We start from the raw sequence: 22,219 nt of genomic DNA, 5'->3' as shown, positions 1-22,219 counted from the left end.
CACTATGAATGAAATGTATGATATGAGTATTGTAACACATAACTATGGTGTTATTGGAATTTTGGGAACGATTTTTATCAATATTTTGATGTTGGTAAAAGCTACAGATATTAAAAAATATGTAAGGGCAGTGAGTCTGTTTATGCCTATAGGTATGACAATAATCGGTGCTGTTGTGTTTAGCGGTGTTGTAATGATGGCATCTAAGCATCTGGACTTCACTATAGAAAATATTGTGATGATCGCGTTTGCAATAGCGTTGATTGTTTTAGAGAATAAAAGATCAAAAACATTACAGTATTTGGATAAAAAAAGAGAAGATGCATTAACTCTTTATAGAGTATACGCATATAATATATTTAAAATAGAGATTTTAATGGTTCTTGCTATATCGACTTGGATGTGGATTTGATATATATACTTCATGATGATGCTTCAAAAGAAAAGCTTAGCATCAAAGGAGAGCTTCACAAGTATCTTGTAAAAGTTCGCCGTCATACTCTCGGAGATGAAATCTCTTTTAGAAATAGAGACAATATCGAGATACTCTACACTTATAAAGTGGCAGAGGTGGAATCAAGGTCTATAGAACTTGAGCTGATATCATCAAAAGAAGAAATAACCAAGAGTAAAAAATCACTTCATATTGCATGGTGTGTAATCGATGTGAAATCAATAGAGAAAGTATTACCCTCGCTAAATGAGATAGGGGTCTCTAAAATATCTTTTATCTATTGTGATAGAAGTCAAAGAAATATCAAGTTGGATTTTAAAAGATTTGAGAGAATTTTGGAAGCTTCGATGCAGCAATGTGGAAGAACTTCATATATGGAGTTTGATACATACAAAAGCATTAAAGAGTTTATAAAAGATTATGATGATGTGAAAGTCTTTGATTTTTGCGACAATGTTTTAACCTCAGATGCTGATTTTGAGAGAGTTCTCATTGGTTGCGAAGGCGGTTTTTCAAAAGATGAGAAAGAACTTTTAGCACAAAAAGAAAACTTCAGGCTCGATATCCCGATGGTGCTTCGTTCTGAAAGTGCCGTAATGGCGGTAGCTTCTAAAATTTTATTATGATTTGTAACTTAAGATAAGTTTGGATATAATTGCATTTCCAAAAATCCGCACCCATACGGATTTAAAAAATATATAGATATTCGCACATTAACGAGTATCAAAAGGCAAAAAATGAAAAAAGATCTTCACCCTAACTTAGTAACTTGTACTGTAACTTGTGCATGTGGTAACAGCTTTGAAACAAAAAGCCAAACAGACGCTATGCGTATTGATATCTGTAATGAGTGTCACCCATTCTTTACAGGTTCTGAGAGAATGGTAGATACTGCTGGTAGAATTGAGAAATTCAACAAGCGTTACGCTAAGAACTAGGCAAGAATTTTTTCTTGCTGACTTTTGTTCCAACTCCGATTGGAAACATAGGCGATATATCGCTTAGAGCTATCGAAGCTCTAAGTAACGCCGATACTCTACTATGCGAAGATACTCGCGTTACAAAAAAACTCATACATATTTTAAAAGAGCGATACAACACTGTTTTTAAGCAAGAGCAGAATTTCATATCTCTTCATTCACATAATGAGAAACATTTTATTGAAAAATTAGAGCCGTCTTTTTTTGAACAAAATGTTGTCTATGCATCAGATGCCGGAATGCCTGGTATCAGTGACCCTGGACAAGTGCTTATAAAGTATGCACAAGAAAATAATATAGAGTACGATGTGCTTCCTGGTGCAAATGCTCTTTTGACTGCTTTTGTGGCAAGTGGATTTGTTGAGACAAAGATGCTGTTTTGGGGATTTTTACCGCACAAAGGCAAAGATAGAGCCGCTTCTCTTCAAGGTGCTCTTTATAGCGGATATACCACGGTTCTTTATGAATCACCGCATAGACTGGAAAAACTTTTACTAGAAATCAAAGAAGAAGAGAGTAACAGAAAAATATTTTTAGCAAAAGAATTAACTAAAAAATATCAAAATTATTTTCAAGGAACCGCAGAAGAAATATTAGGCATGATAAATGACAATTTTCGTGGAGAGTGGGTTGTTGTTATCGAAGCAGGCGAGTCACATAATGATAGTGCAATTTCTCAAAATGACATTTTAGATCTTGACATCCCAAAAAAAGTACAAGCAAAACTTATCTCCAAAATAACGGGTGAAAATACAAAATCTTGTTACCAAAGACTCTTAAAACTGCAATAAAAATAATAAACTAACTCTATTATCACTTTTTTTTGCTAAAATGTCTTCATGTTAATTTATGCTAAGCAACCAGTTCAATATATAATAAAAAATTATCCAAATAAAATCAAAACTCTGTACCTTGCAAAAGAGCTTGAAAAAAAAGAGTATTCTCGATTAATGAAGATGAATTTTGAAGTCAAGCGTATCCCTGCAGATGCTGCAGGTAAGATGTGTAAAAATGCCAATCATCAGGGTATTTTAGCTGAAGTAGATGACTATGAACTTCATCCATTTAACTCATTTTTAGATAAAGATTTTGTTTTAATCCTTTCAGGATTAACTGATGTTGGAAATATCGGTGCAATTGTTAGAACAGCTTACGCAATGGGTGTTGAGGCAATTGTGGCATGCGGGATTAATAACTTAAACCTTGAACCGGTTATGAGAACAAGTACCGGTGCTCTGTTTGATATGCCTTTTGCATTAGAGCATAATATACATAACGTTATAAATGATTTAAAGACATCCGGCTTTTGCATCTACGGTGCTGACATGGGTGGAACTGATATTAGAGATGTTAAGTTAAAACAAAAGAGGGCTTTGGTTTTAGGCAGTGAGGGAGAGGGTTTGACTTCTCGTATCACTTCAAAACTGGATGAAGTTGTTAGTATTAAGATGTCACATGAATTTGATTCTTTAAATGTTAGTGTGGCTGGAGCTATTTTGATGGACAGGATGAGAATATGAGTGATGGACTTAGTAAGTTAAGAAGTATTGGTGCTCAAAAAATACATGAGCAGACTCATATAGCAAGACAACATGTACAAGCTGTTCTTCATGAGACTTTTGATGGTATGACCAAGATTCAGTTGTTAGGTTTTATCTCAATTCTTGAGAGAGAATATAGCGTTGACTTAAGTGATTTAAAAGCAAAAGTACAAGAGTTTTTTAATGTTCCAAGCATTGAAGATGAACAAGATACAAAAGTTTTTGTCTCTCCAAAAAAGAAAAAAAATTATACGATTATTTATATAGCAGTCGTAATACTTATATTTGCTGTTGCTGTATTATATACACTGGATTTTGCACCTGGAACTTCGAGTCAGGTAAAACCTCATACTATTGATAACAGCGCAATTAACAATGCTAAAGACAGCATGTCTCATAATGCTACCATAGAAGATAAGAATGTCACAACACCGTTAATCATAGAACCTAAACCTGAACCTGTAAAAGTTGTAAAATCTTTTAAAATTATTCCATCATCAGAATTATGGATAGGCTATATAGACCTTTCAACTTATGAAAAATATCAAAAACTTTTTACCGGTGAGTTGGAGATAGATCCGAATAAAGATTGGATATTGACACTTGGACACGGTTATGTAAAAGTGGAAATAAACGGAGAAGTGACAGAATTTAAAGACAAACTAAACATAAGACTTCTTTACAAAGATTCTAAAATATCAAAGATAAGTTTTTCAGAGTTTAAAGAATTAAACAGAGGCAATAAATGGTAAAACTCTTTTTTGCCGTTTTGCTATCTTTTTTCATTTGTGTTGCAGATGAAGTTAAAGAGCCTGATCTTCTAACACAAAAAATCAAAACTCTTATAGAACCGCAGGTTTATAAGCAAAACAGTGCATACATAAAGATTATTTTTTCTCCTGCGTCAGATTATTATACAGATGAAAGAGTTAATGTTGTCAAAGTTATTCAAACACTTAAAGATAATGGACTGTTAAATCTTTTTTTCAAAAAACCCAGCGAGTTGACTTTGCATTTCAAAACAAGCGGTTCACCTCTGTTTTTTGTAAAAATCATGGGCGATACTCTTAGAAATATAGGTTACTACAGATATGTAACAGAGGAATCAAATCTCAATAACTCAGAGTTTACATGGACTATTAATTTAACTTCAGAATATGCTACCGATCCGCTTATTCTTCAACAAGAACTTGGTAAAAGCGGTTGCAGTATTGTAGATATACATAGAAATACTTCAACAGACTGGACATATATAGTTGATATGCGAAACGGAAAGTTAAATGTTGAGACTCTTGAGGATGGTATGGAAGTCAAATTAAAGAGATCGTTATATGCCAAATGGATAAATGTTTCTCAAATAAAAAAGCTTAGGATTACATCATCCTCAAGAAATAGCTGGTATCCGTATATAGCTTTTTATGACAACTCTTTGCATCTTTTAAGAGTTTTGAAAAAAGACAGCAGAAGAAGGAATATACTGCTTAATTTAAAAGATAACACACACTACATAAAGATTTCAGATATTTATACTCTAAAAAATATCCGTGATGACTTAGTCTTAACTCCGATTGGCGCAAGATAGATAATTTATATTACTCAATTCTAAATATTTTTCGCTAAAATACCATCAATAATTTAACCAGGAATATTTGATGTTTGATGAGATAAGATTTAATAGAGTTGAGAGACTCCCTAAGTATGTTTTTGCTGAGGTAAATGACCTTAAAATGGCAGAGCGCAGAGCAGGCGCGGATGTTATTGATTTTTCTATGGGTAATCCGGATGGAGATACTCCGGAGCACATAAGAGAAAAACTTATTGAGTCAGCCCAAAAAACTAAAACACATGGTTATTCTACTTCAAAAGGTATCCCTAAACTTCTTATGGCAATATCTGATTGGTACAAAAGAAGATATGATTGTGACTTAGACCCTATGACAGAATGTGTAGCTACAATGGGTTCTAAAGAGGGTTACGCACATCTTACTTACGCAGTTACCAATCCAGGCGATGTGGCAGTTGTTCCAGATCCTACTTACCCTATTCATGAGTACTCTTTTATTTTAGCAGGCGGTAATGTTGTTAAATTCGGTATAGAATTTGATGAAGATTATAGGCTCAATGAAGATAAATTTTTTGATGATTTAGACAAAGTATTTAAAGAGAGTTCACCAAAACCAAAATATGTTTTGGTGAATTTTCCTCACAATCCGACTACAGCGACTGTTACTCCTGATTTTTACGTCAGGTTAGTTGCGATGGCAAAAGAGAAAAGATTTTATATTATTTCAGATATTGCATATGGTGATATAACTTTTGGTGATTATAAAACACCGTCAATTATGAGTGTTCCTGGTGCAAAAGATGTAGCAGTGGAGAGTTTTACACTCTCTAAATCTTATAACATGGCGGGCTGGCGTGTCGGCTTCTTTGTTGGAAACAAAAAACTGATAGGTGCTCTGCAAAAGATAAAATCTTGGCTGGATTACGGAATGTTCACACCAATCCAAGTTGCAGCAACTGTAGCATTAAACGGAGATCAGCAGTGTGTACGGGATATTACAGATAAATATGAGCATCGTCAAGACGTTTTACTAGAAGCGTTTGACAGAGCCGGATGGCATATAAGAAAAAATCAGGCAAGTATGTTTGTTTGGGCAAAACTACCTGAGTGTTGTGCACACCTTGGTTCTTTGGAATTTTCAAAAAGACTCTTAACAGAGGCAGGTGTTGCAGTGGCTCCTGGTATAGGGTTCGGTGCTTATGGTGAAAACTATGTTCGTATAGCACTTATTGAAAATGATAATAGAATCCGTCAAGCCGCACGAAATATAAAAGAGTTTTTAAAACAGTTTCAAGAGGAAAAAAAATAGTATGATAAAAGTAGGAATAATCGGTGTAGGAACTGTAGGAACAAGTGTAGCTCAGATCTTAAAAGAAAATGCTGATGTTATTTCTGCGCGTGCCGGTGTTGATATAATAGTTAAAAGCGGAGTTGTCAAGAATCTAAACAAAGATAGAGGTCTGGATATAATCCTGAGTGATAATGTTGATGATATTTTAAATGATGATGAGATTGACATAGTCGTAGAGCTTATGGGCGGTGTAGAAGAGCCGTTTGAAGTTGTTCAACGTGCACTTAAAAGCGGCAAGGCGGTCGTTACGGCAAACAAAGCACTTTTAGCATATCACCGTTATGAGCTTCAAGAAATGGCTAAAGATATCGCATTTGAATATGAAGCAAGTGTTGCAGGCGGGATACCGATAATTAACGCTCTTAGAGACGGTCTTTCGGCAAATCATATAGAATCTATCATGGGAATCATGAACGGCACTTGTAACTACATGATGACAAAAATGACAGAGGACGGTGTTGCATATGATGCAATACTAAAAGAAGCTCAAGATTTAGGTTATGCAGAAGCTGATCCTAGCTTTGATGTAGGTGGATATGATGCAGCTCATAAACTTCTTATTCTGGCATCTATCGCTTACGGCATAGATGCAAAACCTGAAGATATTTTAATAGAGGGCATTGAAAATGTATCTCAGGATGATATTGCTTTTGCAAAAGAGTTCGGTTATGCCATCAAACTTTTGGGAATCGCTAAAAAAGACGGTAATGAAGTAGAACTTAGAGTTCATGCTTGTCTGATTTCTAAAGATGAGATGATTGCAAAAATAGACGGCGTGATGAACGGAATCTCTGTTGTAGGAGATAAAGTGGGTGAAACGCTTTACTATGGTCCTGGAGCAGGTGGAGATGCAACTGCGAGTGCTGTTGTTGCTAACATCATAGATATTGCCAGAAGCGGAAAATCTGCACCAATGCTTGGGTTTGATAAGCCTTTAGAAGGTAAACTGACTCTAAAAGCAACTGAAGATATCAATTCTAAATATTATCTTCGCATCAATGTATCCGACCGTGCAGGTGTTCTTGCCAAAATCACTAAAGTATTTGAAGAGAACAATATTTCGGTGGAGACAATGCTTCAGCGTCCTGCATCTGCGAACTCTGCAAATCTTTTAATCTCTACACATATAGCATTGGAAAAAGACATACAAAGCATGATAAAAGAGATATCAGCATTGGAGTTTGTAAACTTTACGCCTGTAATGATTAGGATAGTATAAGGATTGATATGGAAAACATTGAAACAATAGATAGTGTATGTACTTATTGCGGGGTTGGCTGTGATATAGCTGCCAATGTTGATACTAAAGAGAATAAAATTGTAAAGATATTTGCTCATCCCGATGGTGTGGTTTCACAAGGTAAGCTGTGCATTAAAGGCAAATACGGTTTTGATTTTGTTGATGCTGAGGATAGAATAAGAATACCTAGAATCAAAAAAAGTTTCTTAGAAAAAAATCCGGCTATCAAAAATGTAATAGGTTCAAAACTTAAAGATCTTGATGATGAGTGGTATGAGTGTGATTTAGATGCCGCTACTACTGCTACAACTCTGAAACTAAAAGATATACAAGAGAAATACGGCCGTAAATCTGTTTGTTCAATCGGTGGAGCCAGAACATCATGTGAAAGCTCATATATTTTTCAAAAATTTACCCGTCACACTTTAAACTCTCCTCATGTCGATAACTGTGCCAGAGTCTGCCACTCTCCAAGTCTAAAAGGCATGAGAACAACTATCGGTGAAGGTGCTGCGACCAATCCTTATAACGATATCTATAACTGTGAGTTTATGATTGTAATCGGTTCAAACACAACCGAAGCTCATCCTATTATCTCAAATCGTATTGTTGATGTTGCGCGTGAACATGATAATCTTGCAGTATTTGATGTCCGTGAGATAAAACTGCACAGATTTTCAAAATACAAAGCAATTATCCCTCATGAAGCAAATCTTCTTGTCTTAAACATGCTTGCATACGTAGTCATAGATGAAGAGCTTTACAGTGATGATTTTGTGCACGAGAGAACAAAAGGTTTTGCAGAGTTTAAAGATAAGATTTTAAATGACCCGTATGCAAATCCGGATTATTTCAATGAGATAGAGGGTTATGAGTACCTCTCTAAAACGATTAGAAAAGTTGCTCGTGAATATGCGCTTAAAAAATCTATGATCTTCTGGGGACTTGGAATCACCGAGCATCTAGACGGCTCATATGCTGTTATGGCAATCACGCATCTAGCTCTTATGACTGGAAATATCGGAAAGAGCGGTGCAGGACTTATGCCTCTTCGCGGACAGAACAATGTTCAGGGAACTTGTGACATGGGAATGCTCCCATACTATGACCCTGACTATCAAGAGCCTAAAGAAGTAGGTTTGATGACTCCTCAGCTTGTTGATGAGATGCTTCGCGGCAACATAAAAGCCGTTATCAATATAGGTGAAGACTTAACTCATATACATCCAAATCTAAACAAAGTAGATAAGGCGATAGGAGAGTTAGAACTTATAATGGTTCAAGAACTTTTTATGACTGATATCGCAAAAAAAGCAGATATAGTCATAGGTGTAAAATCTGCATATGAAAAAACCGGTGTATATGTAAATGCAATGCGTCGTCTGCATCTATCTCAGCCGCTTGTAAAATCTGACCTGCCTGATGACTGGGAAGTTCTGCAGATGCTAGACAATAAAATGGGCGGAAATTACAACTATAAAGATTCAAATGAAGTTTGGGATGAAGTAAGAGAAGTGGCATATCGCCGTTTTAGCGGAGCTTCATATATCAGACTTGAGCGTCATCGCAAGCGTGGACTTCAGTGGCCTGTACACACTGAAGATACTCCAATCCTTCATCAGCTTGACTTCAGAACAGAAGACGGCTTAGGCGAGTTTCACTATCATCAGTACAAGCTTCGAGGTATGATAGAAGAGATAACAAACAAATCTTTAACAGGTTATCACTTAACGACTGGTAGAACTCTTGCACAATACAATAATGCTGCTCAAACTAAAAGAAGCGAATCTCTCAACAAAAGATACGACGAAGATGTTCTGCTTGTTTACGAAGGTGATGCTCAAGACTTTACAAGCGAGAGAGTAATCCTTAAAAGCGAGTTTGGACAAACAACACCGCTTACAATCAAACTAACCGACAAGGTACAGCCAAAAACACTCTTTGTAACATTCCATCACTCAGGGTCTAAGATAAATGCTCTCTTTGGAGATAAGTGTGATGAGTTGATTTTAACTGCCGCTTTTAAATCCATAAAAGTGGAAGTAATAAACTGCTAAATGTCTAGAGCAAAAGGAAACCTAGCTGAAGACAGAGCTTGCAGGTTTCTTGATGAAAACGGATTTATGATTGTAGAGCGGAACTTCTACACCCGCTTCGGCGAGATAGACATCATCGCCGCAAAAGACGAAGTTCTTCACTTTGTTGAAGTAAAGAGCGGACTCGATTATGAGTCTGCAATACAAAACATAACACCAAAAAAGATACTACGACTTACACGAACAGGCGATATTTACATGAAGAAAAACTCACTTCACGTAAATTTTATGTACGACGCCATACTAGTTACTCCACAAGATGTAGAGTTCGTAGAAAATATAACAATATAACTTTATTTAACCCTTCTAACTTTTGCATCTCCGAAAAAGAGTATACCCTCAATCTTAGTTTCACACAGGATGTTATCATCATCTAAAATAAAAGTAGCATCCCTTGAGCCACCGCTTAGATAGTCTTTTTCAACCGTCACACTAAACACAGACTTTTCATCCTCGTGTTTTATGTGCTTTACTATAACACCTTCCTGCGTATCCTCACTGCCAAGCGCACTCATACGTTTAGTTTCGTCTTTTTTCATAGCAAGAAGATTGTTTTTCTTGTTAAAAAACATACTAATCATATCATCTTCATAGATAGCATCCAGCACTTCTTCTTTTTTAGTCTCAACATCCTTATAACTGACGTCATACCTCATATGAATAATATCCAACTCAGACACTTCGACTTTCTCTTTTTTATACTCATCGACCCGTGTCTTTTTAGCATCATAATCAATCGTATAAGTCTTTATTTTTTTGAAATCTTTACCATACTCAGCATTGATATACTTTTGAGGAATAAGCATACCGTCTTTCACCAACCCGACACTCTCTAACACATACTGCTTATTGTTGGTCAGCTTGCCGACTATACCAGACCCGCTGGCAGTAATCTTAATGCTATACTTCTCGCCGTCATTATAATACACAACTTTAGCATCTGCAATTTTTCCAAATAAAGATAACTCCCCGACATAATCCATTTTCATGGTACCTGCACTTAGAGTCAAGGATATTATTATTAATATTATAAACTTTTTCATATACTACCTCCCCTATGATGGTAGGGTAACAAAATATTGTGTGAATTAAATGAGATTACTCTTTTTTTAACTCAGCTTCATCAAGTATATCAAAAAAACCGGCCGGTTCTCTGCTTCCTCTGTCATCGTGATAAATCTTTCCATCAGGGGTTAAAAAATAGTGTCTTGGAACACCTTTGATGGCGAACTTTTTTGGTATTTTATGCTGATCTCGGGAGAGATATAAAAGTATATATTTCTTTTGCAGTTTATCTATGACTTCAGGTTTTGAGAGAGTTAGTTTTTTAAATCTGTCGCAAAACCTGCATTCATCGGCACCTACAAACAAGTAGACATCTTTGTGCTCTTTTTTGGCTGCCTTGAGAGCCTCATCGTAATTATGCAGCCAGTTAAGTTCATAGCTGTAAAGAGAAGAAAGTAAAATGATAGTTAATATAAAAATTTTCATAGCGGTATTCTACAAGATAATATTTAAAATGATATAATTTCTCAAGATTATATGGAGATTTTTTAATGGATGCAAAGATTTTTTTTGGCTCAACGGAGCAGGCGGGTAATAACTTAAGTGAGAGACAAAGCCCTTACAGCGGTGATATTGTGTCACGTGCTCCAGTCTGCAGCGAAGAAGATGCAAAAAAAGCACTTGAAATTGCACGACTTGCATCAAAAGAAGCAAAAAATTCAACACTCTCTCAAAGATGCAACTGGCTTTTGGATGTATGTGCCAAGTTAAAAGAGAACAAAGAAGATATAGCCCAAACAATCACAGACGAAGTAGGAAAACCCATCTCTTTTGCCCGCATAGAAGTTGATAGATGTATAGAGACGGTTTCATTATCTGCCGAGACCATGCGTACAATGCACGGAGAGACTATTAACACAGATGCGATGGATAGCGGTAAAAAAACAACTGCATTTTTTATGCGTGAGCCTGCAGGTGTTGTTGTAGCTATCACTCCTTTTAACTTTCCGCTAAATCTTGTGGCGCATAAGCTTGCACCTGCTCTTGTCGCAGGTAATACAGTAGTCTTAAAGCCTACTCCTGAAGCACCTTTGACTGCTTACAAGTTTGCAAAACTTTTTATAGATAGTGAGTATGCCATTAAAGATGCACTTAGTGTCGTCTATGGAGATGCTGAGGTTGGAAGCGCTCTGATTACAAGTGATATACCAAGAGTCATAAGCTTTACGGGTTCGGTTCCTGTTGGAAATATCATAACAAAAAATGCAGGAATTAAAAAAGTCTCACTAGAGCTTGGCGGAAATGCTGCGACATACATAGATGCAAGTGCAGATTTGGATTTGGCAGCTGCACGTTGCGCATTTGGCGCTTTTGTAAACTCAGGTCAAGTCTGCATCTCGCTTCAGCGTATCTATGTAAATGCTGCTATTTATGATGATTTTGCAGCTAAAATGGCAGAGGAAAGCAAAAAACTTGTTGTCGGTTCACCGTATGATGAGGATACTTTTTTAGGTCCTTTGATTGATGATGAAGCGGCATCCCGTGCACAGCGCTGGGTTGAGAGCGCAGTGACTGAAGGTGCAAGACCTCTGTTACCGATTGAACGTGATGGAAGAATGTTCAGACCTTGCGTGATGGCTGATGTTACTGACGACATGGCTATAGTCTGTGAAGAGGTCTTTGCTCCGATAGTCTCTCTTGTAAAAGTTGAGAGTTTTAATGATGCAATCCCACGCATGAACAATTCGCCTTACGGTCTTCAGTTTTCTGTATTTACAAATGATTTGAAGATTACCCAGCGTGCTATCTCAGAACTAGAAGCAGGAGGTATAGTTATAAACGATATACCTACGCTAAGATTTGATATCCAGCCTTACGGCGGTGTCAAATTGAGTGGAGTGGGGAGAGAAGGTCCTAAATTTGCAATTGAAGAGATGACTGAAATCAAGAGTGTTACTATCTGCTGATGCGTAAAAAAGTTATTGTTTCAGCTTGTTTGCTCGGTGAAATTTGTCGTTATGACGCCAAGATGAAAAAAGTTGACGGGGTTATAAAGGCTTTTAAAGATTATGAAATAATTCCTTTTTGTCCTGAGGCACCTATTTTTGGCACGCCCAGACAGAGGATATCCGTGCTTAATATAGATGGCAAAAACAAAATTGTAACTGATGAGACAAACGAGGATGTCACCAAATTATTAGAAGATGAGATAAACTCATTTATTAAAAATAACCCCCAAGCAGATAAGATAATTTTAAAATCCAAGAGTCCTAGTTGCGGATTTAAAACAACACCGATTTTAAATGAACAAAGAGAGATTTTAAATTACTCAAACGGAATTGCTGCTGAAATATTCCAAAAAAATTACACAAACACTAAAATAGAGGATGAAAACTCTTATCTTTAACTCGTTTTATCCCCATTTTTAGATATAATCGCGTAATTTTATAAAAGAGAATAATAGATGGATATTAGAGAAGAGTACTTAAAATTTTTTGAGTCAAAAAACCATGAGAGAATCGCCTCTGCGCCATTAGTGCCAGATGATGCTTCACTTCTTTTCAACAACGCCGGAATGGTGCCTTTTAAGTCGATATTTACAGGTGAGATTCCAAGACCTGCAAACCCTCGTGCAACATCATGTCAAACTTGTTTGAGAGCCGGCGGAAAACATAACGATTTAGAGAATGTCGGACACACGGCAAGACACCATACTTTCTTTGAGATGCTGGGTAACTTCAGCTTTGGTGATTATTTCAAAGAAGAAGCCATTGATTATGCTTGGGAGTTTATAACTCAAGTATTAAAACTGCCTGTCGATAAGCTTTGGGTTACGGTTCATGATAGTGATGATGAAGCGGAACTTCTTTGGCAAAAACATGTGACTAAAGATAGAATCCTTCGTCTTGGAGATGCTGATAACTTCTGGCAGATGGGTGATACAGGACCGTGCGGACCATGTAGTGAAATCTTTTATGACCAAGGTGCAGAGAACTTCGGCGGTGAAGAAGATTACCTTGGCGGTGAGGGTGACAGATTTTTAGAGATCTGGAATCTTGTTTTCATGCAGTATGAAAAAAATGCTAAGGGAGAGATGACACCTCTTCCAAAACCATCTATAGACACAGGTATGGGACTAGAACGTGTTGTTGCCATAAAAGAAGGTGCTCTTAGCAACTACGGTTCATCTTTGTTCATGCCGATAATCAATGAAGTTGAAAAACTTATCGGCAAAGAGTATGTTTATGAGAGCGGTGCATCTTATCGTGTAATTGCAGATCACATCAGAACTGCACTTTTTCTTTTGGCTCAAGGTATAAACTTCTCAAACGAAGGTCGCGGTTATGTACTTCGCCGTATTCTTCGCCGTGCTGTAAGACACGGTTACCTTCTTGGTTTTAGAGAAGCTTTCATGTACAAACTTGTAGATACTGTTGTAGAGATTATGGGCGGTGAGTATGAGTATTTAAAAGAAAGAGCAAACGCAGTAAAAGAGCAGATAGAACTTGAAGAGGCTAGATTTTTCAAGACTATCGAGTCTGGAATCGCTCTTTTTGAAGAAGAGTTGAAAAATACAAAAGAAGTCTTTAGCGGAGAGGTCGCATTTAAACTCTACGATACTTTCGGTTTTCCACTGGATTTGACTGAAGATATGTTAAAAAGCCATAACCTAAAACTAGATGCTGACAAGTTTGATGAGTTGATGCTAGAGCAAAGAACTCGTGCAAAAGCTGCTTGGAAAGGCAGTGGCGATGCGGATACTCACGGTGATTTTAAAGAACTGTTGGAAAAATTCGGTCAAAACACTTTTGTAGGTTACGAGTTTACGGAACACTCCGGAGAGGTTCAGGCTCTTCTAGATGAGAACTTTAAAAGTGTGCAGACTTTAGATGCAGGCACAACTGGTTGGGTACTTTTAGATATCACTCCTTTTTATGCTGAGAGCGGTGGACAGTGCGGAGATAAGGGAGAGTTAGATGGTTTTGCAAAAGTAGAAGATACTAGAAAATTCTTTGATTTAAACCTTTCACAAATCACTGTGACATCAACTCTAAAAGTAGGAGATGTCGTTGAAGGAAAAGTTGATATCTCAAGGAACGAGATAACCAAACATCACTCTGCAACGCACCTTTTACATGCGATTTTATATGATGTTTTAGGAGATCATATTTCTCAGGCGGGTTCACTTGTCGAAGCTGATAGATTAAGATTTGACTTTTCACATCCAAAGGCTCTAAGCAGTGCAGAGATTACTGAGATAGAGACAAGAGTGAACAATGACGTTATGAGAGGCATAGCTGCAAAAACAGAAGTCATGGGTATCGAAGATGCTAAGAACAGCGGAGCTAAAGCTCAGTTTGGCGAGAAGTACGGCGATGAAGTCAGAGTTGTAAGTTTTGCGAACGCATCTGTAGAGTTTTGCGGCGGTGTTCACGTAGAAAATACGGCAAACATAGGCTCATTTATCATCACTAAAGAGAGCGGTGTAAGTGCCGGCGTAAGAAGAATAGAAGCAGTCTGCGGAAATGCGGCATACAGATACTTTTGTGAGCAAAGAAGCTTGGTAAAAGAGGTAGAAGCCGAAGTTAAAAACCTAGATGTTTTAGCAGGTATTTCAAGACTAAAATCAAATATATCGGACCTTAAAACAGAACTAAAAGAGGCTCAAGAGAGTTCAAAAGTAGAGATTACTGTTAATGAGATAAACGGTGTTGCTGTTGTCGTTGAAGAGCTGGTATCAGGCGATATCAAAGAAAAAATCGATGAGCTTAAAAACCAAAACGAAAAACTCTGTGCAATGCTTTTTCAAGTAAAAGGCGATAAAGTCCTTATTGCTGCTGGTGTAAAAGATGCAGATGCAAAAGCAGGTGACTGGATTAAAAAAATCGCTCCTATTTTAGGCGGCGGTGGCGGCGGTCGTCCGGACTTCGCGCAAGCAGGCGGAAAAGACAAAACTAAACTGCCTGAGGCAAAGGTCGAAGCTCTTGCTTTCATTACAGAGGTTCTTTCGTAATGCAAGAATTCTTTACAGAGTACAAAACATTTATAGTATTTTTTCACGTTATCTCGGCAGTTGTCTGGGTTGGCGGGATGATTGCTATGCGTTATGCCGCTCATGCGTCATTTATGGAGATAGAATCTCCTGCAAAAAGACTTGAGAGGATAGCTCATGCTCTTAAGAGACTTTTTACCATTGTACTTCCGTTTGTTATTATTTTGCTTTTGACTGCAGTGGTAATGATAAAGGGCTATAGTCTCTCTCAAAGTGAGTTTAGTGCTCTTTCACACGCTAAAGAGGGTATCTGGTCTGTAATGTTTATCAATCTTATAGTTATGATGAAAAGAAGAAACAGAGCTCAGGTGATGTTAGCTGAGGGCGATTTTGCAGGTGCTAAAGGTCAGCTTGAGCCTATTGGCAAGTTTATGGTTCCTCTTAATATTGTCTTGGGGATCAGTGCTATTTTTATAGGAACTTACTTCTCTTCGCATCTTTAAGATGAACTTGTTAAAATAATAACAAAGGAGTTCTTATGCAAACGTCATTTGATATGTTTTATGAAACGGAAGTACCCGAAGGTGAACTTATCGTTTCTCGTACTGATTTTACAGGCAAGATTACTTACGCAAATGAGACATTTGCAGAAATCTCTGGATATGAACCTGACGAGCTTATAGGCCGCTCACATAATATGATCAGACATCCAGATATGCCAAAATCAGTATTTACAGATTTGTGGGAGACACTCAAAAGAGGAGAAGTCTGGAACGGTTATGTGAAAAATCGCCGTAAAGACGGAGGATTTTACTGGGTGCATGCCAGAGTCGGTACAGTTATGAAAGACGGAAAACCGGTAGAGTACAAATCAGTAAGAGAACCTATTTCAAGAGAAAAAGCGATAGAGGTACAAAACCTTTACGATAAACTCAGAAGTGAAGAAGAGGGGACTACAAGAGTAGTTTTATATGTGAAAAATGATAAGCTCTCAGAGGCTCAAAGTCTCGAAGATTAGTAAAGTTACCTGTATATGATACGACTGGCCTCTAATTCTTCTACCCGTGCAATGCTTCTTCGCGAAGCGGGCATAGAGTTTATCCAAGAAGCCAAAGATTTTGATGAAGACTCTATCATCGCAACAAGTCCTAAAAATTTTGTTTATCAGGCTACGCTTGGAAAATACGAAGTAAATTTGAAAGAGTTTGGTTTTGAGGATTATCCACTTTTAGTCGCAGATACCGTTGTGACTGCACAGGGACAAATTCTGCGTAAAGCCAGCTGTGCCGATGATGCCAGAAATATCTTGATGACTCAAAGCGGAAATATCACTTCAATAGTCACCTGCATGATTTACCACTCAAAAAGTAAAAAAATCATAGATATTTCTCAAACTGATTATATATTTGATGCGTTTGATATGGATGAATTGGAAGATTATATTCAAAGCGGCGAGTGGAGAGGGAAAGCCGGAGCCTGCATGGTTGAAGGCTTTTGTAAGTCGTACATTAAAGAAGTCAGAGGCTTTGAGAGTACCGCTATGGGATTAAACACAGAGGTCTTAAAAGCCTTTCTTTAGTCGTTTACACAAATCTGATTTCTTCCGCTGTCTTTAGCTTTATATAACAGATCATCTGCTTCTTTGTACAACTCGTTTTCATCTTTTACAGATTCGGCTTCTTTAACAACCAAGCCGAATGAAGCAGTAACATACTTACTTGTAGTATTTTTTTCATGTTTGATTCTAAGGTCTTCAATATCTTGTTTGACCCGTTGAATAAATTCTGTAGATTGTTCTTTATCAAGACCTTTAAAGAGTATACCAAACTCTTCACCGCCTAATCTAAAGCAGTAATCATCTGCTCTTAATAGAGAACTTTTTATAGATAAAGAGATGCTCTTAAGTGCTATATCACCGCTTATATGGCCATAGGTGTCATTGTATAGTTTGAAATAATCTATATCCATAATGGCAAAGCAAATATTGGTTTTTTCGCGCTTTGCACTGTTGATAAGTTTTGGAAAAATCTCATTAAAATATCTTCTGTTGTAAAGAGTAGTCAATTCATCTGTAATGGATATTTCTTGTAATTTTCTTTCTGTCTCTTTACGGCTTCTTATTTCAAGGTTTAATTTTCTATTTATTCTTAGTATAAGCAATAAAATAACAATGAATATAAAAGAAATTCCCACTGCCCATTGTAATATTGGTTTATAATCCACTTCTCTATCATAGTTTACAGATATCCATTTATTTAAAATCTCTTGTCGTTTTTTCGACGGTATTTGTTTTATTGCCTTGTCAAATATATTTTTGAGTATTGGTTCATCATTTCTGGTACCTATTCCAAGTTCCCATTTTTCATCAAATTTACCTGCAATTTTTAGTTCTCCGATGTAGTTTTTTTGAATGTGATACCCGGTTGTTGCCAAAGTGCCGATGAAACCGAATAACTCTCTGTCTCTGACTTTTTGAAGTCCGTCTTTAAGATTTTTGACTTTGACTAGGTTCATATCAGGATATTTTTCTTGAAGTATCTCTCCATAAGCGTATCCTTTGACAATACCGATTTTTTTATCTACAAGGGCAGAGATGTCATTTATGAAGAACTCATCAAGATTTGTAACAATGACTAGAGGTACTTTTAGATATGGTTTTGTAAAATCAAGGTATTTTAACCTCTCTTTAGTAGGCATTACAAGAGAAAAAATATCGCACTTTCTCTCTTGTCCGAGTCTTAAAGATTCGCCCCAACTCTTTGTTGGTACCATCTTGATTGGAATACCGATCTCTTTTTCCAATATCTCTATATAATCGGCACTCATACCGATGTGTTTGCCATTGTCGTTTTTCTCAAAAGGCATCCAACTCGGATCGATACACATATTTATGACTTTTTTCTTTTTTAAATAATCACTTTCTTTGTTCGTTAAAATCTTATTTGTTTTTAGTTTTTTATTTTGAATTTTATTTGCATCAAATAGTTCAAAAATATATTCGTCTGCATCTATCTCATTTTTGATAAGACCATGTCTTTTGTATAGTTGAAGTGTGTACTTTATGCGTCCTTTATCAAGTGTACCGATTGGAATAGACTTATGCTGTATCATTTCTTCTAAAGCATTTGCTTCATATCTTAAGTGCTCTATAGACTTGTTTTTTGCATATTTCTTTTTGATGATCTTAATCATCTCTTCCTTATGCTCTAAGGCATAATACCAACCTTTTATAGTAGCTTGTTTAAAGTTTTCTACTCTTTGGGGATGCTCTTTTGCTTCTTTTGTATTGGTAAATAACATATCGCCATATAAATCTAAGCCGTAGTTCGCAGGATTTATTATATTTATGTCTACCCCTTTTTCTTGAAAATAAAAAGGTTCATTAGTAAGATAAGCTGCATAAGCATCTACTTTACGGTTAATTAGCGAGGTATAATCTTCTTTTGCTTTATTTCTTATAAGAGTCGGTTTCACATCAATATTTTGAAACATTGCAAGAATACCGAAGCCGTCAGTATCTTTTTTGTAAAACATCAGCTTTTTATCGTTTAGTTTATACGGAGAATTGATACCACTGCTTTTTAAAGTCAATATAACACCGGGAGAATGCTGAAAAATAGGTGCTATGATGGAAATAGGTTCATTTTTAGCACTATACAGAAGTAAAACAGAGTCAGACACACCATACTCGGCTTCGCCACTTATGACTTGTTCTATATTATTTTTACTTCTGTCTCTTTGGCGTATTTCAACATCAAGACCAAGCTCACTGTAAAAACCTTTTTCTTTTGCCGCATAATAACCGGCAAACTGAAATTGGTGTAACCACTTCAGCTGTAAGACGACTTTTTCCTTAGCAAACAGAGATGCCGATACTATAAAAAATAAAATAAAAAATATTTTCATAGACTACCTAAGATTGAAATTAGTCAATTGTACTACAAAAGTGTTGATAAGTCGGTAAACTTTGTTACTGTTATAAAATTCACAGCACACAATAAGGTTATGAAAAATACCCTCTTGAAATTTTATATAGTATAAACCTATTTAGTGATAAAATAATAGTAAGAAGGAGTCGGCATTTTAAAACATTATAAACTATATATTCCTGTATTAGCAATTTTTTTAATACTCTTATATGCCAGTTGGCAGTATATAGATTTTTTAAAATCTAAAAGAGATGTCTTAGCAGCTTCTAAACATAAAGTTCAGGCGCTTTCGATGCATGAAAAAGTTGCCGGTATGATTTTGCAAAAGCAAAAAGCCACGGTTGCTATGGCTCTGAGTATAGCCAATGAGAGATATCTGGCGGAAGATATAAAAAACAAAAATATAAGACAGGATTATTATAAAAGCTTAATTGCCAAATATAAAGAGAACACTCTTTATAAAAATATCTGGATACAGATATTTGATGAAAACATTACCTCATTATACAGAAGCTGGAGTCCAAAAAAAGGTGATAATCTTAAAAATATCAGACAAGACCTTGTTAATGTTGTCATAAATGAGGAAGTTGCTTATTCAGTCAGTGTAGGTAAGTTTGACCTTTCCATAAAAGCTATCGTCCCCCTTTTTATAGGTAAAGAATTTGTAGGTATCGTAGAAGTGATTTCACATTTTAACTCTATATCCAAAGAGTTGAAAAAGTCAAACATTGATTCTGTTGTTGTTTTGAAAAAAGAGTTTAAAAAGCAACTTGAACAACCATTTACAAAATTATTTATAGACGATTACTATGTTGCAAACTTTGATGCACCGAGAGCTGCTAGAGACTATTTGAAGCATAATGGAATAGAAAAATATTTTAACGATTCCTACAAAATCGAAAATGGTCAAATCATAGTTTCTTACGAACTTAAGAACAAAAATGAAAAACCCGTCGGGTATTACATAATGTTTAAGAAAATTGACAGCATTTCAAATATGGATTTGGACTTTTTCATGTTTAAGTGGCTTACGCTTGGAATCATTGTTATTATGGGTATTGCTATTGTTGTGAGCACAATGCTGTTTTTTGCAAACAGAAGACAAAAAAAATATTATCAAAACATTATAGATTCTGCCACAAATATCGTAATCATAAATAATAGAAAATCAATCGTAGATGTGAATGAGATATTTTTTAAATATTTTGACAGATATAAGACTCTTGAAGAGTTCAAAAAAGAGAATGGGTGCATATGCAACTTTTTTGTAAAAGAAGATGGATACCTCCAAAAAGACATGAACGGTATTGGATGGGTTGATTATTTGATTCAAAATAATTCTTTAAGTCATAAAGTAAAAATAAATATTTTTAACAAACTCTACTACTTCTTCATAAGTGCATACAACCTTTCAAACGAGGAAGATTATTACAGTATAGTCCTTACAGATATAACTGAGCAGGAAAACTACAAAAAAGAGTTGGAGCATCTAAGTGTTACGGATGCTTTGACAGGCATTGGAAATCGTAGATATTTTCACAATAAGATTGAAGAAGAGATACGACGTGCAAAAAGATATCAGCATCCATTGTCTTTAGTGATGTTTGACATTGATTTTTTTAAAGAAGTAAATGACAAGCACGGACACGGTGTAGGTGATGAAGTGCTTATAGAATATGCAAAATTGATACACTCACTTTTAAGAGATGCAGATGTGTTTTGCAGAATCGGCGGTGAAGAATTTATGATTATTCTCCCTCATGCATCTGTAGATGAAGCACGACAAATTGCTGAAAAACTAAGAATCAAAGTAGAAGAATGCAGAAAAGTCATTCCTATTACTATAAGTTTCGGGGTTGTTGAATACATCCCAGGTGAAGAGATAGAATTTATATATAAAAGAGTTGATGACGCACTTTACAAGGCTAAAGCAAGTGGAAGAAACACAGTTGTTGTTGGATAAAGATGTATTACGAAAATGAACTAAAAGCGCTTAAGCGTTCAGGCAGATACAGAACAAGAGAAGTAGTGGATAATGATGTTTTAGACTTTGCATCTAATGATTACCTTGGACTCTCACACAACAAAGAACTTCATGAATCAACATGTCAGACACTCTCAAACCTGCCTCTGCACAGTTCAAAAGCCTCTTTGCTTGTAAACGGTTATCACCAGATACACAAAGACTTTGAAAACTCTTTGAAAGAAGCAAACGGATTTCCTGAAGCTGTAGTTCTTGGCAGCGGTTTCAATGCCAATATAGCTCTTATAGAAGCACTCGTAAGACGCGGTGACGAGCTTTTTATGGATGAGCTTTACCACGCTTCCGGAGTGCTTGCATCTCAGATAAACGGTATAAACGTAAAGTTTTTCAAACATAATGATATGCAGGAATTAGCGCAGATGCTAAAATCATCAGATGCCAGAAGAAAGATAGTGGCAGTAGAGGGCATCTACTCCATGGACGGCGACTTGGTGGATTCTGAGGTATTTGGCATCTGTGACAACGAAGATGCTTTGCTTATAGTTGATGAAGCTCACAGCAGCGGGGTTGTCGGAGATAAACTTATGGGCGTGTTTGACCTTTACGGCGTTGTGCCAAAACCAAACCACATAAAAATGGGAACTCTCGGTAAAGCTTACGGAAGTTTCGGTGCTTATATCTTGGCATCTGAGCACATTGTCGAGTATCTTATAAACCGTGCCAAACCTATCATTTACGCTACATCATTATCGCTTTATGATACTCTTCTCGCTCATAACGCTTTGAAGTTTATACTCTCAAATGCAGATGATTTAAAAAAACAGATTGAACTTCGCAAGAGTGTTGTTTACGAAGAACTCGGCATAAAGGTTGAAGGTCTGATTGTCCCGATACCTATAGGCGATAATGTCAAAGTCATGGATATAAAAAACAGACTTTACTCAGACGGATATGCGGTCGGAGGCATCAGACAGCCGACGGTTAAAAGTGGCATCATCAGACTCATCGCAAGACTCGCTCAGAGTGAAGGTGAGCTGCGAAATCTTTGTAAATCTATAAAAAGTATGACACTTTGAAATATT

At 36.4% G+C, this 22,219-nt stretch carries 22 protein-coding genes; 19 read left to right on the top strand and 3 right to left on the bottom strand.

What is annotated here, in order from left to right; translation table 11 throughout:
• The first annotated feature begins 4 nt into the window (after positions 1–4).
• The 11 genes from ABYK18_RS03350 (at position 5) to ABYK18_RS03300 (ending at position 9,517) form a co-directional block, all read left to right on the top strand.
• Positions 5–412, top strand: a complete 408-nt coding sequence (locus ABYK18_RS03350; protein WP_373035212.1) for a hypothetical protein — start codon at positions 5–7, stop codon at positions 410–412.
• Positions 403–1,080, top strand: coding sequence for a 16S rRNA (uracil(1498)-N(3))-methyltransferase (locus tag ABYK18_RS03345; protein WP_373035211.1), 678 nt, complete (start codon positions 403–405; stop codon positions 1,078–1,080). The genes ABYK18_RS03350 and ABYK18_RS03345 overlap by 10 nt, the downstream gene beginning before the upstream one ends.
• Before the next feature lie 111 nt (positions 1,081–1,191).
• Positions 1,192–1,392 carry a 50S ribosomal protein L31 gene (gene rpmE / locus ABYK18_RS03340; protein ID WP_373035209.1) on the top strand — a complete coding sequence of 67 codons (201 nt, stop codon included), beginning with the start codon at positions 1,192–1,194 and terminating at the stop codon, positions 1,390–1,392.
• A 14-nt stretch (positions 1,393–1,406) separates the two neighbouring features.
• Positions 1,407–2,225: a 16S rRNA (cytidine(1402)-2'-O)-methyltransferase gene (gene rsmI, locus ABYK18_RS03335; protein WP_373035208.1), complete on the top strand. Its 819-nt coding sequence runs from the start codon at positions 1,407–1,409 to the stop codon at positions 2,223–2,225.
• A 48-nt stretch (positions 2,226–2,273) separates the two neighbouring features.
• Positions 2,274–2,954 carry a 23S rRNA (guanosine(2251)-2'-O)-methyltransferase RlmB gene (rlmB, locus tag ABYK18_RS03330; protein ID WP_373035207.1) on the top strand — a complete coding sequence of 227 codons (681 nt, stop codon included), beginning with the start codon at positions 2,274–2,276 and terminating at the stop codon, positions 2,952–2,954.
• Positions 2,951–3,727 carry a hypothetical protein gene (locus tag ABYK18_RS03325; RefSeq protein WP_373035206.1) on the top strand — a complete coding sequence of 259 codons (777 nt, stop codon included), beginning with the start codon at positions 2,951–2,953 and terminating at the stop codon, positions 3,725–3,727. Before rlmB ends, ABYK18_RS03325 begins: the two co-directional genes overlap by 4 nt.
• Positions 3,721–4,557 carry a hypothetical protein gene (locus ABYK18_RS03320; protein WP_373035205.1) on the top strand — a complete coding sequence of 279 codons (837 nt, stop codon included), beginning with the start codon at positions 3,721–3,723 and terminating at the stop codon, positions 4,555–4,557. The genes ABYK18_RS03325 and ABYK18_RS03320 overlap by 7 nt, the downstream gene beginning before the upstream one ends.
• A gap of 70 nt (positions 4,558–4,627) precedes the next feature.
• On the top strand, positions 4,628–5,848 hold the full coding sequence (locus ABYK18_RS03315) for an LL-diaminopimelate aminotransferase (protein WP_373035204.1): 1,221 nt from the start codon (positions 4,628–4,630) through the stop codon (positions 5,846–5,848).
• A 1-nt stretch (position 5,849) separates the two neighbouring features.
• On the top strand, positions 5,850–7,109 hold the full coding sequence (locus tag ABYK18_RS03310) for a homoserine dehydrogenase (protein ID WP_373035202.1): 1,260 nt from the start codon (positions 5,850–5,852) through the stop codon (positions 7,107–7,109).
• Between the two features lie 8 nt (positions 7,110–7,117).
• The gene (locus ABYK18_RS03305) at positions 7,118–9,187 is read left to right on the top strand and encodes a molybdopterin oxidoreductase family protein (protein ID WP_373035201.1); all 2,070 of its coding nucleotides are present in this window, start codon (positions 7,118–7,120) and stop codon (positions 9,185–9,187) included.
• Positions 9,188–9,517, top strand: a complete 330-nt coding sequence (locus tag ABYK18_RS03300) for a YraN family protein (protein WP_373035200.1) — start codon at positions 9,188–9,190, stop codon at positions 9,515–9,517.
• 2 nt (positions 9,518–9,519) lie between these two features.
• Here ABYK18_RS03300 and ABYK18_RS03295 read toward each other — a convergent pair whose 3' ends face one another.
• Both ABYK18_RS03295 and ABYK18_RS03290 read right to left on the bottom strand, forming a co-directional pair.
• Positions 9,520–10,269 carry a DUF3108 domain-containing protein gene (locus tag ABYK18_RS03295; RefSeq protein WP_373035199.1) on the bottom strand — a complete coding sequence of 250 codons (750 nt, stop codon included), beginning with the start codon at positions 10,267–10,269 and terminating at the stop codon, positions 9,520–9,522.
• Positions 10,270–10,324: 55 nt separating this feature from the next.
• Entirely contained in the window at positions 10,325–10,717 is a 393-nt protein-coding gene (locus ABYK18_RS03290; RefSeq protein WP_373035198.1) for a thioredoxin family protein, read from the bottom strand.
• 65 nt (positions 10,718–10,782) lie between these two features.
• On the opposite strand from ABYK18_RS03290, the gene ABYK18_RS03285 reads away from it, so the two are divergent.
• From ABYK18_RS03285 to maf, 6 genes are read left to right on the top strand one after another with little or no spacing between them, the layout of a single operon-like run.
• Positions 10,783–12,198 carry an aldehyde dehydrogenase family protein gene (locus ABYK18_RS03285; RefSeq protein ID WP_373035197.1) on the top strand — a complete coding sequence of 472 codons (1,416 nt, stop codon included), beginning with the start codon at positions 10,783–10,785 and terminating at the stop codon, positions 12,196–12,198.
• On the top strand, positions 12,198–12,638 hold the full coding sequence (locus ABYK18_RS03280) for a DUF523 domain-containing protein (protein WP_373035196.1): 441 nt from the start codon (positions 12,198–12,200) through the stop codon (positions 12,636–12,638). The genes ABYK18_RS03285 and ABYK18_RS03280 overlap by 1 nt, the downstream gene beginning before the upstream one ends.
• Positions 12,639–12,695: 57 nt before the next feature.
• Complete coding sequence (gene alaS, locus ABYK18_RS03275; RefSeq protein WP_373035195.1) at positions 12,696–15,245, top strand: alanine--tRNA ligase; 2,550 nt, start codon at positions 12,696–12,698, stop codon at positions 15,243–15,245.
• On the top strand, positions 15,245–15,727 hold the full coding sequence (locus ABYK18_RS03270) for a hypothetical protein (protein ID WP_373035194.1): 483 nt from the start codon (positions 15,245–15,247) through the stop codon (positions 15,725–15,727). The genes alaS and ABYK18_RS03270 overlap by 1 nt, the downstream gene beginning before the upstream one ends.
• A gap of 35 nt (positions 15,728–15,762) precedes the next feature.
• Positions 15,763–16,242: a PAS domain-containing protein gene (locus tag ABYK18_RS03265; RefSeq protein WP_373035193.1), complete on the top strand. Its 480-nt coding sequence runs from the start codon at positions 15,763–15,765 to the stop codon at positions 16,240–16,242.
• Between the two features lie 15 nt (positions 16,243–16,257).
• On the top strand, positions 16,258–16,803 hold the full coding sequence (gene maf, locus ABYK18_RS03260) for a septum formation inhibitor Maf (RefSeq protein WP_373035192.1): 546 nt from the start codon (positions 16,258–16,260) through the stop codon (positions 16,801–16,803).
• On the opposite strand, the gene ABYK18_RS03255 is transcribed toward maf, so the two are convergent.
• Entirely contained in the window at positions 16,800–19,130 is a 2,331-nt protein-coding gene (locus tag ABYK18_RS03255) for a diguanylate cyclase (RefSeq protein WP_373035190.1), read from the bottom strand. The genes maf and ABYK18_RS03255 overlap by 4 nt on opposite strands.
• A gap of 315 nt (positions 19,131–19,445) precedes the next feature.
• Between ABYK18_RS03255 and ABYK18_RS03250 the strand changes: the two genes are divergently transcribed.
• Positions 19,446–21,116: a diguanylate cyclase gene (locus tag ABYK18_RS03250; protein ID WP_373035189.1), complete on the top strand. Its 1,671-nt coding sequence runs from the start codon at positions 19,446–19,448 to the stop codon at positions 21,114–21,116.
• 2 nt (positions 21,117–21,118) lie between these two features.
• A complete protein-coding gene (locus tag ABYK18_RS03245) occupies positions 21,119–22,213 on the top strand; it encodes an aminotransferase class I/II-fold pyridoxal phosphate-dependent enzyme (protein WP_373035188.1) in 1,095 nt (364 codons plus the stop codon).
• The last annotated feature ends 6 nt before the right edge of the window (positions 22,214–22,219 follow it).

Origin of the sequence: Sulfurimonas sp. (genome assembly GCF_041563495.1) — a bacterium.
Lineage (GTDB): Bacteria > Campylobacterota > Campylobacteria > Campylobacterales > Sulfurimonadaceae > Sulfurimonas.
Note: the sequence above shows the minus strand (reverse complement) of the source record. Positions and strands in the feature narration are given on the sequence as shown.